The organism is Nocardiopsis prasina DSM 43845 (assembly GCF_000341265.1).
Lineage (GTDB): Bacteria > Actinomycetota > Actinomycetes > Streptosporangiales > Streptosporangiaceae > Nocardiopsis > Nocardiopsis prasina.
The window spans coordinates 58,130-72,284 of the sequence record NZ_ANAE01000110.1; the positions used below are offsets into that span (position 1 = coordinate 58,130).

Genomic DNA, 14,155 nt, shown 5'->3' on the forward strand with positions numbered 1-14,155 from the left:
CACAGCCAGGAGAGAACCGTGTCACACGACGCCGTTTCCCCGAAACCGGTCGGCCCCGGAGCCGCTTTCTTCGACGTGGACAACACGCTCATGCGGGGCGCGTCGATCTACCACTTCGCCCGCGGACTGGCCTCCCGGGACCTGTTCACCACCAGGGACCTGATCCGGTTCGCCTGGGGGCAGACGGTGTTCCGGGTGACCGGCAGCGAGCAGCCGGAGCACATCAACGCCGCGCGCGAGGCAGCCCTGGCCTTCGTCGCCGGACACGGCGTCGACGACCTGGTGACGCTGTGCGAGGAGATCTACGACGACACCATGGCCGACCGCATCTGGGAGGGCACCCGGGCACTCGTCCAGGAGCACCTGGACGCGGGCCGACCGGTGTGGCTGGTCACCGCCACCCCGGTGGAGCTGGCCCAGATCATCCGCCGCCGACTGGGGCTGACCGGCGCGTTGGGCACCGAGGCGGAGTGCGTCGACGGTGTGTACACGGGGCGGCTCAACGGCGACCTCATGCACGGCCCGGCCAAGGCCGTGGCGGTGCGCGCGCTGGCGAGGAGGGAGGGGTGGGACCTGTCGGCCTGTTCGGCCTACAGCGACTCCTCGAACGACCTGCCCCTGCTGTCGTTGGTCGGTGACCCGCACGCGGTCAACCCGGACGGCGACCTGCGCCGCTACGCGCGCACCCACGAGTGGCCGGTGCACGACTTCCGCAGGCACCGGGCGGCCCTGAAGGTGGCCCTGCCCGCCGCTGTGGCGGGGGCTGTGGGCGGGGGGGGGGGCGGGGGNGGGCGGTGGCCGTGCGCGCGGTCAGACACCGCAGAGCCCTCAGCCTGCGCTGAGCACTCCAGGTGCGGTGCCGGACCCCAGGGACGGCGACCGGTTCGCCCATGGGCCCCACAGGCGCCCACGGCACCCGCGAGCGTCACCGGCGCCGGTAGAAAACGGGGAGGGCCCGCATGCGCCCCTCTCGCAGGGCGGTGCGGATCCTTCCGAAGAAGCTCGGCCTGGTGATCTGGGCGACCAGGAAGCGCACCGGACCACCGGGCAGGCGCACGTGGTTCACGAGCGCGTAGGGCGCCTCTTCGAGCGGCTGGAGCAGGGTGGAGTTGTCCACCCCCACCCTGTCGACGTACCAGTGGGCCAGCTCCTCCCACACCTCGACCGCGCGTTCGGGGTCGGGGGCGGTGAAATGGTTGAGCAGGTACGTGGCCGAGGGGTCGTCACCGGTCTCACCGATGCGCCGCGTGTTGCGGGCGGTCATCAGGAGCTCGCCGTCGAGTCGGCGATAGGCGTGGGAGTCCAGCACGTCCGCCACGTCGTCGGGTGAGGCCACGGTGACGAGCAGGACGACGTCGTAGCCGGGCCCGCCCTCCAGCGGCGGCATGAGCACCGCCTCGTACACCGTGGTGGCGACCACCGAGGGCAGCTCCTCCAGTTCGTCCGCCAGCACCCGGAACATCGCCAGGGCGCGCTCCCGCTCCTCGTCGCGCCGCACGAAGGGGCCCCGCGCGGGAGGGGCCACCCGGGCGCCGACGTACACGTAGCTGTAGGGGTGGGGTTCGAGGAAAACGGTCCTCCGGTCCGACCCCGGGCTGTCCCTGGGCATGGCGTGCGCCTCCTCCGTCGCGGGGCGTAGAGGCCCCCTCACGGTCCGTACGGACGACTCTAACCCGAAAGCTTTGCCTTCCCCAACAGTTCGGGAAGACAAATCCTATGATCGTAGACATGACTGAAGACAGGGCACCGGAGTCCACGGACGAACGGAACCGCGCACTCCTGGCCGAGCTGGGCGTCGTTCCGCAGTTGGAGGTCTACTTCCGCCGGGTGCGGATGGACATGCCAGCCGACGTCGCGGAGGTGTTCTCCCTGCACGGGCTGACCGCGCGCCACGGCGGAGTACTCGGGCAGCTGGCGGTGGTGCCGTCGATCGGTGTGAGCGAGCTGGCCAGGCGGATGGCGGTGTCCCTGCCGACCACGAGCGAGCTGGCCGGAGACCTCAGACGCGCCGGACTCGTGGTGGCGGAGGAGGACCCGGACAACCGCAGACGCACCCTGCTGAGCCTGGCAGACGAGTACCGGACCTCGGTGGAGTCACTGGTGGCGGCGCGGGCGGCGCCGCTGCGGCGCGCGATGGAGCACCTGTCGGAACGGGACAGGCAGGGTTTCGCCGCCGGGCTGCGCGCCTGGGCGGACGAGATGCGCGACTGGTGAGGCCCGACGGCGGGGTCCGCGGCCTCTACCTGCCCAGGGTCGCGCGGGCCAGGGCCAGGACGTGCACCGGACGGAGCCCGGAGCCCCGAGGCGAGCCGCCCCGGCTGTGCGCGTAGGACTCGAAGGCCTCGACGGAGCTGTAGGACGGCGCCCAGTCCAGGGCGCGGCTGAGCGGCGCGGGGTCCAGCGCCGAGGCGCTCAGTCCCTCACGCACCGCGCGGGCGCCGCTGGAGCTGGCGTAGTCGATCCGTCCGTGCCTGGCCACTCCGCGCAGCACCCTGAGGCCGCGTGCGGGCACAGGGAGGCGCCGGCCGCCGATACGGCGAAGGCAGTGGGAGAGCGGGACCGCGTCGGCCCCGGAGACGTCGAAGAACCCGGTCCGGTCGCTGAGCGCCATGCGCACGAGCGCCTCGGCCCCGTCGTCCTCGTGCAGGAACTGCACGCGCGGGTCGCGGCCCATCACGGTGGGCACGACACGGGAGTCCATGTAACGGGTGAGCGGGGTGTCCACGGAGGGACCGATGAGGTTCGCGAACCTCAGGACGGCCACGGACAGGTCCGGGCGGCGGCGCTGGAGGCCGCGCGTGTGCCGTTCGACCTCGGCCGCGTCGTCGGCGTCAAGGGTGGCGCTGGAACGCACCACCAGCCGCCGGACGGTGGAGGAGCGCTGGGCGGCACCGAGGACCCGCATGGTGCCCAGGAGGTTGTCCTCCCGGTTGGGGTCGTTCGTGGTGTCCAGGCCCAGGTGCAGGACCAGGTCGGCGCCGGACTCGGCGACGATGCGGTCCAGGCTGCCGTCGTGCAGGTCGACGTGCTGGTACTCGACCCCGGTGGTGCCTCTCGGTGGAGGGGCGGAGTCGGCCCCGATCACCCGGTGCACACCGGGCCCCTGGCTCAGGGTCTGGGCGACCCCGGCCGCGAGGGGGCTGGAGACCCCGGTGACGAGTACGACACGAGCCATGGAGACACGTTCCTTGGAAGGAGACGGCGGTGGTCCGGACGGGCCACGCACCGCTCACCCCGACGGAGGCGACCCGGTGAAGGTGACCTGTGATTCACAACAGCGGTGCACCCGGAAAATTCCGTTGCGCCGGCTGACGCCGGGCAAGGGAAGTGAAGTGTCTCCGCGTCCGGGGCGTGCCAGCGGCCCGCCCGCGCCCGCGGAGAGACAACCTACGTCGCGAACGCTCCTACTTCTTGTTGCGACGCGCCACACGCGTGCGCTTGAGCAGCTTGCGGTGCTTCTTCTTCGCCATCCGCTTGCGGCGCTTCTTGATGACGGAACCCATGGGATCACCTTCTCGCTGACGAGTGAGTACGGACATGCCGAACCACTGGTGACGAACACCTGCTGGCTCGGATGCGGTTGCTGGGCTCGCCCGGGCACACGCGCGCGGAGCGCGGGTGGCCGGTGCGACCGGGGCGGGCCCCGGGGAGGACGACGGTCACTAGTACACACGTCTACCGCACCCGTGGGCCCAGCTTACCGCTACGGGCAACCCGGGCGGATCACGCCCCCGGAACGGACGGACCGTCGCCATAGAGCACGGCGGCCGGTTCGGCGTAGCTGACACTGGCCAGTCGCTGATCCGCGAAGGTCAGCGACGTGACACTGGCGAGGTTACATTCCCGCAGGTCGGGTCGGTGCCACAGGTGCCTGCCCTCGGCCGCGCGACGGGCCATCCAGATCGGCAGCTGATGGCTGACGCACACGGCCTCGCGCCCCCAGGCGGCCCGCCGGACGACCTTGATGACCTCGACCATGCGGTTGACGATGTCCTGGTAGGGCTCACCCCACGAGGGCCGGAAGGGGTTGTACAGGCGCTTGAGCACCTGGGGGTCGCGCACCGACTTGGAGGACAGCGACATCCCCTCGAACTTGTTGGCCGCCTCGACCAACCGGTCGTCCAGGGTCACCGGAAGGTCGAACGCCTTCTGGAGCGGGACGGAGGTCTCCTGGGTGCGGTCCAGGGGCGACGAGTACAGAGCGGCGATGTCGTGGCCCTCGAACCAGTCGGAGGCCATCTCCGCCATCCGCAGTCCCCGGTCACTCAGGTGGTAGTCGGGGAGTCTGCCGTACAGGACCTTCTCGGGGTTGTACACCTCTCCGTGCCGGAGCAGGTGGACGACGGTGGTGGTGGTCATCGTGGAGGTACTTCCTTCCGGGGTGCGGGTCGGGTCAGCCCTGGGACTGGGCCTGTGCCGCGGCCCGGGCAGCCGCGGGCAGGGCCTCGACCACCCTGTCGACGGCGGCCTCGTCGTGCGCGGAGGAGAAGAACCACGCTTCGAAGGCGGCGGGCGGCAGGTAGACGCCCTGTTCGAGCATGGAGTGGAAGAACGCGGCGAACACCTTGGTGTCCGTCGTGCGGGCGCTGTCGAAGTCCGTGACCTCGCGGTCGGTGAAGAAGACCGTGAACAGGTTGCCGCCGCTCTGGATGCGGTGGGTGACGCCCTCGGCGCTGAGCGCCTTGGAGATCTCGCTCTCCACCTGGGCGGAGACCCGGTCGATGTGCGCGTAGACCTCGGGGGTGGCGCCGCGCAGGGTGGCCAGCCCAGCGGCCGTGGCCAGCGGGTTCCCGGAGAGCGTCCCCGCCTGGTACACGGGTCCGTTCGGGGCGAGGCGGTCCATGATCTCGGCGCGGCCGCCGAACGCCGCGGCGGGGAGGCCGCCGCCCATGACCTTGCCGAACGTCATGAGGTCGGGGGCCACGCCCTCCAGGCCGAACCAGCCGGAGGCGCTGACCCGGAAGCCGGTGAGGACCTCGTCGAGGACCAGCAGGGCGCCGTGGGCGTGCGCGATCTCCTTGAGGCGGGCGTTGAACCCGGCCTGGGGCGGGACGACGCCCATGTTGGCGGGGCAGGCCTCGGCGATCACGCAGGCGATCTCGTCACCGTGCTCGGCGAAGGCGCGTTCCACGGCCTCGACGTCGTTGTAGGGCAGCACCAGGGTGTCGGCGGCGCTGGCCCCGGTGACGCCCGGGGAGTCCGGCAGGGCGAAGGTGGCCAGGCCGGAACCGGCGGCGGCTAGGAGGGCGTCGACGTGGCCGTGGTAGTTGCCCGCGAACTTGACGATCTTGCTGCGGCCGGTGAACCCGCGCGCGAGGCGGATCGCGGACATGGTGGCCTCGGTCCCGGAGTTGACCAGGCGGACCTTCTCGACGGGGGTGCGCTCGACGATCAGCTCGGCCAGCTCGACCTCACCGGGAGTCGGGGCGCCGTAGGAGGTTCCGGCCGCGACGGCGCCGTGGAGGGCCTCCACGACGCTGGGGGCGGCGTGCCCGAGGACGAGCGGCCCCCACGAGCAGACGAGGTCGACGTACTGGCGACCGTCGGAGTCCGTGAGGTAGGGGCCTTCGCCCTTGACGAAGAACGGCGGGGTGCCGCCGACCGCCCCGAAGGCGCGCACGGGCGAGTTCACGCCGCCGGGAACAACGGCGGCCGCCCGCTGGAAGAGCTCTGCTGAAGTCTGTTGAGTACCCACCTCACCAGTGTGTCAGCTGTGTTCTCCCCCGAGACCGTGACCCGCCCCGCAACGCACGCGTGCCCCGCCGGGGGGACGGGGCACGCCCTCAGTCACGCAGGAGCACCCGCACGAGCCGGTGGACGCCGGTGCTGGGGTCCCCGTCTGGCGGTAGGAGTTCGGCGCGCTCGACGGCGTCCTGGAGCCCGTGCGCGAAGTCCTCGAACCGGGTCCGGCCCTTCCGCCAGGTGGGAAGGAGGGCTTGGAGGGCCTTCTCGGCCTTGGCTCCGGAGCCGAGCGCAGCACGGAGGTCGGTGAGGTGGAGGATGAGCCAGGTCTCGAAGGTCGGCGTTGAACAGGCCGTCTTGATGCCGTTCCTCCGCGCCTGGTTGCAGAGCACGGTGACGTCGTCCCCGTCGGTGTCGAAGACCGCCCAGACCTCGGTGTATTCATCGTGTCCGGCGTCTCGGGCCGTGCGGAGAACCCATTCCCTCTGCGGGTGCTTCGCCTGCCGGACGTGCACGGTGTGGATCCGGACCCCGGTGTGCCCGCGCATGGAGTCGAAGTAGCCCTTCTCAGTCTCTCCCTCGCAGACGATCAGGTAGACACGCTGTTCCTCACGACGGGGACCGCGGCGCCTGAGAGAGGTCTCACGCTCCCTTTTGGCACGCTTACTCACCCGGACACGCTTTCCGTCTCGGGAGTTGTCGCGCGGCGGCTCAGTGCCTCGCGGAACAGCTCGTCGTCGATGTCAGGGACGGCTCCGTAGCGTCCGACGAGGTAGCGGCGGGCCCGGTTGTCGTCCCCCCGGGGCTTGAAGTCGCTCAGCGGGTAGAGGGTGCTTCGGCCCTGACTGTCCTTGTCCACGAACCAGATGTGGTCGCGTTTGAGCACTTCCTCGCCTCGTACGCGTCCGAGCAGGGCCGCGTCGTGGCTGGTGAAGATCAGCTGTGCACCGTGGGGGTTGTGCACCTCGTCCTGGAACAGCGCGATGACCCTGGCGGACAGGTAGGGGTGCAGGCTGGCGTCGATCTCGTCGACGACCAGGACTCCACCCGTTTCGAGGGTTCGTTGCGCCTCGTACCCGAGGGCGGTGAGAGTCCGAGTGCCCTTGGACTCCTCACCCCAGGCCAGGGGGCGCGCACCTACCCCGTCTGCATGGTGGAACAACAGTCGGGACGCGCCTAGGAGTTCTCCCGTTTTCTTCTGGATGTGGTACACGATTCGGGATTCTTGCACTACAGAGCCCCCGTGAATATCTCCCCGCACCGTATTGAGATGCCCTCCATCTCTAAGATGGCTCTTTGGCTCCTCAAGCTCCACAGCCCGCACCCCTGTGCCAGCGGACCTCAGGAGTTCGCTGAGAAGGACCATCTGGCTTTCGGATACCTCTGGCTCACCCAACCAAGTGGGGGGACCTGAGCTGCGCTCCTCCGCGAAGGTGAGGCCATCGGAGAACCACCGGTAGATCGGCTCGACGTCCTCGCTGGAAGCGCGGGCGGCGACGGTCAGGAAGAGGATGTTGGGACCGGTGATGTCCCCGACCTGCCGGAGTTTCGCCGGGGCGCTGTCACCGAACGCGAACTGGTCGCCGTCACGCTCGAAGAGGACTCTCCTCCGGCCCTTCGGGTAGGCGTACAGCCACTCCTCGGTCACGCGCTCGTCGTCAATGGCGAAGCCGTAGGTGTGGCGTACTCCGGTGAGCTTGAGGTCGACCACGAAGACCGAGGGTTCGCTCCCCGCCTCCGCGTCCAGAGCGAAGGGTGCGCGGGCTATGCCGCCACCGGGCTCGCCGCGGTTCATGGACCAGCGCACCGTGTCCCGCATGAAGACCATGGCGTCGAGCAGGTTGGACTTGCCCGAAGCGTTGGCTCCGAAGATCCCCGCGACGGTCGTGGCCTCCCAGTCAGTACCTTCCGGGAGAGCGTCGTCGTAGACGGGGGTGAGAAGGAGTTGCTGTTCCTCACGGATGGACTTGTGGTTCTCCACGCGGAAACTCAGCAGCATCGGGCACCACTCCCCAGATCGATAGTGGCTTGACCGAGGTTCTCGCGGAAAAGCCACACAGAGGAAGCATGCCACGAGCCCTGGGCCGCAAACCTCCCACCCCGAACGCACGCGTGCCCCGCCGGGGGGACGGGGCACGCGTGGAGGGGGAGGGTGGCTCAGACGTTGCTGTGGGAGTTCTGGCCGATCCGCTCGGCCTCGGGGCCGTGGTCCGAGCCCTGGGCGCGCACCAGGGGGCGCAGGCGGTCGTTCTCGGCCAGTTTGTCGACGACCGCGGTCATCGGGCGGGCGGCCAGCAGGGAGACCAGGGTGGCGACGAGGGCGCCGACGAGGAGGCCCACGGTGACGTCGTGGGGGTAGTGGGCGCCGACGAAGACCCGGGAGAAGGCCTCCAGGACGGCGAAGACCGCGGCGACGACGGCGAACCGGCGCCAGGCGACGATCACCGCGGCGGCCGCGGCACCGGCGATGGCGGCGTGGTTGCTCGGGAAGGACCAGTCACCGATGGGGTCGCACGTGGCGATGGTGTTCAGGTCCGTCATGGCCTGGCAGGGGCGCAGCTGTTCGAAGAACGACTTGATGGTCCTGCTGACCGCGTAGGCGATGACGGTGGCGACCGGGGCGAAGAGCGCGAGGCCGACCAGGCGCGAGCTGACGGAGCGGGCTCGCCACCAGGCCATGAGGAAGAGGATCGCGAACACACCGAGGAAGAGGTCGGTGCCCCATTCCGCGGCCGTCTGCATCCAGGGGTCGAGTCCGTCCGCGAACTCGATCACGGATCGTGACCAGGCGGCGCTGACGTCGAAGATCTCGGAGACCATCTCTCTCCAGGGGTGGTACGGGGAGGAGAGTCGCCCTGACGGCAGGGGGAAGACGGGGCGACGTCCCGGTGACGGGACTCCCACGAGCGAATGAAGGGAAGGTCCTTATCCTGTCATCCGCTCGACCCCCCTGAGTCCCAGGAAGCCGAACAACGAAGAGAGACACATGGTCAGCCCCCGCCGAAGTGACACGCGGCCCCGGCCGCGACCCCGAGTTCTACCGAGAAGTAACTTGGGTCCCGTCCACTCGCTCACTCACGGACCGGAGCTGGCATGGCCACGGACTTCACCACGGCGGACCTGATCGACGACCACGGCGACACCCTGCGCAGCTGCTCCACGCAGTTCCGGCAGTACGGGGGGCACCGGGTGTTCTCCGGGCCGGTCCGCACCGTCCGCTGTCATGAGGACAACGGCCTGGTCAAGCAGATCCTCAACTCCCCCGGCGAGGGCGCCGTCCTGGTGGTGGACGGCAACGGCTCCCTGCGCAGCGCCCTGATGGGCGACATGATCGCCGAGGCCGCCGTGCGCAGCGGCTGGGCCGGGGTCGTCATCAACGGGGCCGTCCGCGACACCGCCGCCCTGAGCGGGCTGGAGCTCGGGGTGAAGGCCCTGGGCTCCAACCCCCGCAAGTCCCTCAAGGACGGCGCCGGACGCCAGAACGTACCGGTGACCTTCGGGGACGTCACGTTCGTCCCGGGAGAGTGGCTCTACAGCGACCACGACGGGATCGTGGTCAACGCCACCGAACTCTAGGCGCTCGGGCCGTCTGAGCTGTTCCGCCAGGACTGGTTCCCAAGGAAGGGCACCGCGCATCCCAGCAGGATCACGGGCATCAGCAGCACCCCCGTGAGGGCCGCCCACCGGGGCTCCGGGAGGAGGAGGCCGACGGCCCCCGTGAGCACGCCGACCGCCGCGACACCCCCGCCCACGGACCAGCGCGCCCGGTTCCACCATCGGACGGCGGGGGTGTCGTGTCCCTCACGGGCGCGCACCACCAGGACCAGCAGGCCGAGGGCCACCAGGAAGACCGCCAGGAGGAGGGCCATCAGCTGGTCGGTGGACAGCGGCAGCTCACGCCCGGACTCCGAGTGCAGGAGGACGACGTGGACGGCCAGCAGGAACGCGGCCAGAACAGCCAGGTGCAGGTCCAGCAGCCTGCCCAGCGAACGCCCGGACCAGAACACCGGCAGCCGGAGCGCACGTTGGAAACCGGCTCCCAGGCGGGCGCCGACGGTCAGTGCCGTGACCAGCAGCAGGATGGTCCCCGGCGCCGCACTGGTGAACAGCCAGCGGGGGGTCATCGTGGGCTCACCGTCGAGCCCGACCTTCCCGCTGGGGACCACCTCCGGGATCTCCGGCCACAGGGTCACCGTCACCCCCACGGCGACCAGCGCCATGAGCGAGGCGAGCACCGCTCCGATCCACGGAACGGGAACCGCTCCCCTTCCGACAACGGTTTCCGACGAGTTCGCCGCCATCCCACTCCCACCCTTCGATTCACGCTCTTCTTCGATGGGAGAAACGCTAGGAATTCCGCGCGGCGGGCGCATCGGGCCGGGGGCACCCGCGGGTCATGTGCCTGTTCGGGGGTGGGGCATGCCGGAGGTCATGGTCGGAACGTGCCCGTATCCATGACCCTTCGGGCATTTCCGCGCACCGTCGCGCAGTTATTCTCGAAGAATGCGGAAGAAGGATTCCCTGCCCGACCTCTCCTCCTGGGTGGCGCTCCGCGCCGACCGCCCTCCCCGAGTCCTGAACCTGCTGTTCTGGGCTGCCGTGATCTCCACAGGACTCACCTACGGGTTCGTGTTCCTCGTCGCTCCGGAGTTGTTCCCTTCCGGCGACCCGCTGGTCGACGTCGTGATCGTGGTGATCATCGTGTGTCTGGTGGTCTCCTGCGCACTGTGGCCGCTCCTGGCCTGGTCTCCCTCAGCAGGGTGGGGGCACCGCGCGGCCAGCGTCCTGTTCCTGGCCGTCTCCGTGTTCTCGCTGGCCTCCAACAACTACACCGTGCTGGTCCTGGTGTGCCTGGCCACCATGAACGCGATCGCCGTGTTCGGGATCGCCGGGGCCTGCGGCTACGGGGCCTTCCTCGGCGGGGTGAACTTCCTGCTCGTCCTGTTGGTCCCCGGCGACCCGCTGCTGATCGGCCTCGTGACGACCGGCAGCTCCCTGGTCCTGGTGCTGGCGTCGGGGCTGGTGTACGTCGCCCTGCTCGTGGCCTCCCAGCGTGCCGAACGGACCCGGGAGCTGCTGGCCGAACTGGAGGAGGCCCACGCGGAACTGGGCCGCCACGCGGAGCGCGTGCGCGAGCTGACGGTGTCCGAGGAGCGGGCGCGGATGTCGAGGGAGATGCACGACAGCACCGGGCACTACCTCACCGCCCTGGCCATGACGCTCTCGAACGCGTCGCGCTTTCGCACCGCCCGCCCCGAGGCCGCCTGGGAGGAGGTGGAGCAGGCCCGGGAACTGGCCCGGGACGCCCTCACCGACACCCGCCGCTGGGTGCGCGCCCTGCGCCCGCTCCAGTTGGAGGGGAAGGCGGGCACGACGGCCATGCGGGCGATGGCCGACTCCTTCGACGGCGGCGGCGCACGCATCGTCTTCACCGACGCCGGGGCCTGGCCTCGCCTGTCCCAGGAGGCCGAGCTGGTCTGTTACCGGGCGCTCCAGGAGGGGCTGACCAACGCGATGCGTCACTCCGGAGGAGACAGGATCGAGGTGGAGGTGGGCGGCACGGCGGAGGGCGCGTGCGTGTCGGTGACCGACAACGGCACCGGCGCCGAGGAGGGCGCGGCCCGAGGCGGGTTCGGGCTGCGCGGCCTGCGCGAGCGGGTGGCCTCCGTGGACGGTTCCATGAGCACCGAGAATCCGCCGGGTGGCGGGTTCCGGCTCCTGGTCAACGTTCCCGCCGGGTCCGGGGCCGACAGCACCGTCCCGGTCATGGCTGGGGGTGCCGGGTGAGCCCGGTCTCGGTGCTGATCGTGGACGACCAGATCCTGCTCCGGCGGGGCCTGCGCAAACTGCTGGAGATCGAGGACGGCGTCGAGGTCGTGGGCGACGCCGCAGACGGGGTCGAGGCACTGGAGTTCCTGGCCTCGGCACCGCCGCCGGACGTGGCCCTGGTGGACGCCCGTATGCCGCGCATGGACGGGATCGAACTCGTCACCCGGATGCGCGCGGAGCACCCGGGCGTGCCCGCGGTCATCCTGACCACGTTCGACGATGACGAACTCGTGTTCGGCGGACTGCGCGCGGGCGCCCGGGGCTATCTGCTCAAGGACGTTCCTCCCGAAGAACTGGTTCTGGCCATCCGCCAGGCCGCACGGGGCGAGACCGTCCTGGGCGGACCGGCCGCGGACCACCTGGTGGCCGCCCTCACCGCTCCCCCGGCATCGGCTCCCGCCCCCGTGCGACCGCCCGCGCTGTCGGAGCGCGAGTGGGAGGTGGCGCGCATGGTGGGAACGGGCGCCACGAACCGGGAGATCGCCCGCACCCTGTTCATCACCGAGGGCACAGCCAAGAACCATGTCACGAGCATCCTGCGCAAGCTGGACCTGCGTGACCGCACCGCGCTGGCCCTGTGGGTCGGGGAGCACCGCGACTGACCGGCGACGTCAGACCGCACAGAACTCCAGGAGGGGGTCCCTGGTGTCCGCGACCCGCGGGAGCGCCTTGGCCAGGCCGGCTCGTCACCGAAGTCGAGTTCCTCCAGCACGGGGAGGAGGGCGGGGAGGTCCCGGGCCCGCGCTGACCGGGACCGGCGCAGGGACGGGGACGCGCGTGGGGGAAGTGTGGGGGTGGGTCCGCTCACAGGGGAGAAGGTACGGCATCGCGGCGATCCGGGCGCGTGGTCACGGCACCCGGCAGCGCGGCTTTCAGGCGCCCGGGACCGCGAACTCCTCGCTGGCGTCGCTGAGGATGTCCAGGACCGCGATGGGGTCCGGCAGGACCACAGCGCCCTCCACGTCACGGGGGTTGCGGATCCAGGTGACGCGTCCCCCGGAGGGCAGCACGGAGGGGGCGCCCAGGACGAAGCTGTCCCGGCAGTGCCAGCGCAGGCCCGGCATCGCCTCCACGGCCTCCGGGACACAGTCCAGATGGCACGACCACCACTCGTCCTCGTCCATCGGGGAGCGGGTGGCGACGAAGAACATGTACCGCGAGTCCAGGGCCGCGACCGGGCCCGCCGGTACGCCCGAACGACCCATGCGCGCCAGGGCCATCACACCGGCCTCACGGGGGACGTCCAGGACGTCGAAGACCCGGCCGGTCGGCAGCACGATGTTCGCCTGGGGACTGGCCGTCCACCATCGGCGGATCGTCTCCGCGTCGGTGCTGGCCTCCACACCCCAGGCCGCGGTGACCGGGTGCGCCGCCGGGTCCGGACAGCCCATCCGGTCGCACGTACACGCTCGGTCCTCGCCCGGAGCCGTGCCCCGCACCACCGGCCAGCCCAGTTCGGCGAAGCGCAGGGCCGACTCCAGCATGCCGTCCGTAGCGTGGCGTCGTTTCCGTCGGTACAACACGTCGGCCATCTGGCACTCCCCGGTCGTGATCGGTGCGGGCGCGGCCGGGTGGAAGGGCCGGGCGCCCCGCGGCCGCGACCGGGGCGTGGGCCTGGCCGCGTCAGCGCAGCAGGCGGGCCGCCTCGGTGGCCCAGTACGTGAGGATCTGTTCGGCCCCCGCGCGCCGGTAGGAGGTCAGGGTCTCCAGGATCGCCCGCTCACGGTCCAGCCAACCCCGCTCTGCCGCCGCCTCGATCATCGCGTACTCACCGCTGACCTGGTAGGCCGACACGGGGACCGGAGAGGACTCGGCGACCTTGGCGACCACGTCGAGGTAGGCCAGACCAGGCTTCACCATGACCATGTCGGCGCCCTCGGCGACGTCCAGGGCCACCTCGCGCAGGGACTCGCGGACGTTGGCCGGGTCCTGCTGGTATCCGGAGCGGTCCCCGGACTGGGGCGCGCCCTCGGCGGCCTCCCGGAAGGGACCGTAGAACACCGAGGCGTACTTGGCCGCGTAGGCCAGGATCGGCACGTGCGGGAAACCCGCCCGGTCGAGCCCGTCGCGGATCGCCCCGACCTGGCCGTCCATCATGCCGCTGGGTGCCACCACGGCGGCCCCGGCCTCGGCCTGGGCGACGGCGATGGACGCGTACCGCTCCAGGGTGAGGTCGTTGTTGACGTGCCCGTCCTCCTCCAACGGACCGCAGTGGCCGTGGTCGGTGTATTCGCACAGGCAGAGGTCGGCCATCACCACGATGTCGTCGCCGACCTCGGCCGCGAGGTCGCGCAGCGCCACCTGCACCACCCCGTCGGGGTCGTCGGCCTGCGAGCCCACCGAGTCCTTGTGCTCGGGGATGCCGAACAGCATGAGCCCGCCGACACCGGCCTCGACCGCCTCACGGGCGGCCTTGCGCAGGCTCTCCCGGGTGTGCTGCACCTGGCCGGGCATCGAGGAGATCGCCACCGGTTCGGTGAGCCCCTCCTTGACGAACATGGGCAGGATGAGGTTCTCCGGGAGCACCCGGGTCTGCGCGACCAGGCGGCGCAGCGCCGGTCCTCGGCGCAGTCGGCGCGGCCGGGCGACGGGGAACTCCGCGTCATGGCTGGCGGTCATGGGTACTCCCGGATGGGCTGGTGGT

The 14,155-nt window shown here is 70.7% G+C and carries 15 protein-coding genes and 1 pseudogene; 5 read left to right on the forward strand and 11 right to left on the reverse strand.

Annotation, left to right across the window (positions count from 1 at the left end):
• Window positions 1–18 precede the first annotated feature (18 nt).
• Window positions 19–842, forward strand: a pseudogene (locus tag D452_RS28095) (HAD family hydrolase).
• An 83-nt stretch (window positions 843–925) separates the two neighbouring features.
• On the opposite strand, the gene D452_RS0110945 reads toward D452_RS28095, so the two are convergent.
• Window positions 926–1,609, reverse strand: coding sequence for a hypothetical protein (locus tag D452_RS0110945; protein WP_017544191.1), 684 nt, complete (start codon window positions 1,607–1,609; stop codon window positions 926–928).
• 119 nt (window positions 1,610–1,728) lie between these two features.
• Between D452_RS0110945 and D452_RS0110950 the strand changes: the two genes are divergently transcribed.
• Window positions 1,729–2,214, forward strand: coding sequence for a MarR family winged helix-turn-helix transcriptional regulator (locus D452_RS0110950; protein ID WP_040693548.1), 486 nt, complete (start codon window positions 1,729–1,731; stop codon window positions 2,212–2,214).
• Window positions 2,215–2,239: 25 nt separating this feature from the next.
• Here D452_RS0110950 and D452_RS0110955 read toward each other — a convergent pair whose 3' ends face one another.
• The 7 genes from D452_RS0110955 to D452_RS0110985 all read right to left on the reverse strand — a co-directional run bounded on the left by D452_RS0110955 (window position 2,240) and on the right by D452_RS0110985 (window position 8,502).
• Window positions 2,240–3,175, reverse strand: a complete 936-nt coding sequence (locus D452_RS0110955; RefSeq protein ID WP_017544193.1) for an NAD-dependent epimerase/dehydratase family protein — start codon at window positions 3,173–3,175, stop codon at window positions 2,240–2,242.
• 229 nt (window positions 3,176–3,404) lie between these two features.
• Complete coding sequence (locus D452_RS29585; protein WP_013155353.1) at window positions 3,405–3,503, reverse strand: 30S ribosomal protein bS22; 99 nt, start codon at window positions 3,501–3,503, stop codon at window positions 3,405–3,407.
• A 220-nt stretch (window positions 3,504–3,723) separates the two neighbouring features.
• Window positions 3,724–4,359, reverse strand: a complete 636-nt coding sequence (locus D452_RS0110965) for a histidine phosphatase family protein (RefSeq protein WP_017544194.1) — start codon at window positions 4,357–4,359, stop codon at window positions 3,724–3,726.
• Window positions 4,360–4,393: 34 nt separating this feature from the next.
• A complete protein-coding gene (hemL, locus tag D452_RS0110970; RefSeq protein WP_083927497.1) occupies window positions 4,394–5,695 on the reverse strand; it encodes a glutamate-1-semialdehyde 2,1-aminomutase in 1,302 nt (433 codons plus the stop codon).
• Between the two features lie 88 nt (window positions 5,696–5,783).
• On the reverse strand, window positions 5,784–6,353 hold the full coding sequence (locus tag D452_RS0110975; protein WP_017544196.1) for an RloB family protein: 570 nt from the start codon (window positions 6,351–6,353) through the stop codon (window positions 5,784–5,786).
• A complete protein-coding gene (locus tag D452_RS0110980; RefSeq protein ID WP_017544197.1) occupies window positions 6,350–7,681 on the reverse strand; it encodes an AAA family ATPase in 1,332 nt (443 codons plus the stop codon). The genes D452_RS0110975 and D452_RS0110980 overlap by 4 nt, the downstream gene beginning before the upstream one ends.
• Before the next feature lie 158 nt (window positions 7,682–7,839).
• A complete protein-coding gene (locus tag D452_RS0110985; protein ID WP_017544198.1) occupies window positions 7,840–8,502 on the reverse strand; it encodes a phosphatase PAP2 family protein in 663 nt (220 codons plus the stop codon).
• Window positions 8,503–8,775: 273 nt separating this feature from the next.
• Between D452_RS0110985 and rraA the strand changes: the two genes are divergently transcribed.
• Window positions 8,776–9,258 carry a ribonuclease E activity regulator RraA gene (gene rraA, locus D452_RS0110990; protein WP_017544199.1) on the forward strand — a complete coding sequence of 161 codons (483 nt, stop codon included), beginning with the start codon at window positions 8,776–8,778 and terminating at the stop codon, window positions 9,256–9,258.
• On the opposite strand, the gene D452_RS0110995 is transcribed toward rraA, so the two are convergent.
• Window positions 9,255–9,917, reverse strand: a complete 663-nt coding sequence (locus D452_RS0110995) for a hypothetical protein (protein ID WP_017544200.1) — start codon at window positions 9,915–9,917, stop codon at window positions 9,255–9,257. The two genes, rraA and D452_RS0110995, sit on opposite strands and share 4 nt — an antisense overlap.
• 268 nt (window positions 9,918–10,185) lie before the next feature.
• Between D452_RS0110995 and D452_RS0111000 the strand changes: the two genes are divergently transcribed.
• Both D452_RS0111000 and D452_RS0111005 read left to right on the forward strand, forming a co-directional pair.
• On the forward strand, window positions 10,186–11,469 hold the full coding sequence (locus tag D452_RS0111000; protein WP_017544201.1) for a sensor histidine kinase: 1,284 nt from the start codon (window positions 10,186–10,188) through the stop codon (window positions 11,467–11,469).
• Window positions 11,466–12,113 carry a response regulator gene (locus D452_RS0111005; RefSeq protein WP_017544202.1) on the forward strand — a complete coding sequence of 216 codons (648 nt, stop codon included), beginning with the start codon at window positions 11,466–11,468 and terminating at the stop codon, window positions 12,111–12,113. The genes D452_RS0111000 and D452_RS0111005 overlap by 4 nt, the downstream gene beginning before the upstream one ends.
• A gap of 270 nt (window positions 12,114–12,383) precedes the next feature.
• Here the strand turns inward: D452_RS0111005 and D452_RS0111010 are convergent, their stop codons facing one another.
• Together D452_RS0111010 and hemB are read right to left on the reverse strand one after the other, a co-directional pair.
• On the reverse strand, window positions 12,384–12,995 hold the full coding sequence (locus D452_RS0111010) for a bifunctional DNA primase/polymerase (RefSeq protein ID WP_017544203.1): 612 nt from the start codon (window positions 12,993–12,995) through the stop codon (window positions 12,384–12,386).
• A 139-nt stretch (window positions 12,996–13,134) separates the two neighbouring features.
• The gene (gene hemB / locus D452_RS0111015) at window positions 13,135–14,130 is read right to left on the reverse strand and encodes a porphobilinogen synthase (protein ID WP_017544204.1); all 996 of its coding nucleotides are present in this window, start codon (window positions 14,128–14,130) and stop codon (window positions 13,135–13,137) included.
• Window positions 14,131–14,155 lie beyond the last annotated feature (25 nt).

What these genes read in the sequence shown, in the direction of transcription:
- D452_RS0110950 (WP_040693548.1), top strand. Translation starts at nt 1,729, where the DNA reads ATGACTGAAGACAGGGCACCGGAGTCCACGGACGAACGGAACCGCGCA.
- D452_RS0110945 (WP_017544191.1), bottom strand. Translation starts at nt 1,609, where the DNA reads ATGCCCAGGGACAGCCCGGGGTCGGACCGGAGGACCGTTTTCCTCGAA.
- D452_RS0110985 (WP_017544198.1), bottom strand. Translation starts at nt 8,502, where the DNA reads ATGGTCTCCGAGATCTTCGACGTCAGCGCCGCCTGGTCACGATCCGTG.
- D452_RS0111000 (WP_017544201.1), top strand. Translation starts at nt 10,186, where the DNA reads ATGCGGAAGAAGGATTCCCTGCCCGACCTCTCCTCCTGGGTGGCGCTC.
- hemB (WP_017544204.1), bottom strand. Translation starts at nt 14,130, where the DNA reads ATGACCGCCAGCCATGACGCGGAGTTCCCCGTCGCCCGGCCGCGCCGA.
- D452_RS29585 (WP_013155353.1), bottom strand. Translation starts at nt 3,503, where the DNA reads ATGGGTTCCGTCATCAAGAAGCGCCGCAAGCGGATGGCGAAGAAGAAG.
- D452_RS0110965 (WP_017544194.1), bottom strand. Translation starts at nt 4,359, where the DNA reads ATGACCACCACCACCGTCGTCCACCTGCTCCGGCACGGAGAGGTGTAC.
- D452_RS0110955 (WP_017544193.1), bottom strand. Translation starts at nt 3,175, where the DNA reads ATGGCTCGTGTCGTACTCGTCACCGGGGTCTCCAGCCCCCTCGCGGCC.
- D452_RS0110980 (WP_017544197.1), bottom strand. Translation starts at nt 7,681, where the DNA reads ATGCTGCTGAGTTTCCGCGTGGAGAACCACAAGTCCATCCGTGAGGAA.
- rraA (WP_017544199.1), top strand. Translation starts at nt 8,776, where the DNA reads ATGGCCACGGACTTCACCACGGCGGACCTGATCGACGACCACGGCGAC.
- D452_RS0111010 (WP_017544203.1), bottom strand. Translation starts at nt 12,995, where the DNA reads ATGCTGGAGTCGGCCCTGCGCTTCGCCGAACTGGGCTGGCCGGTGGTG.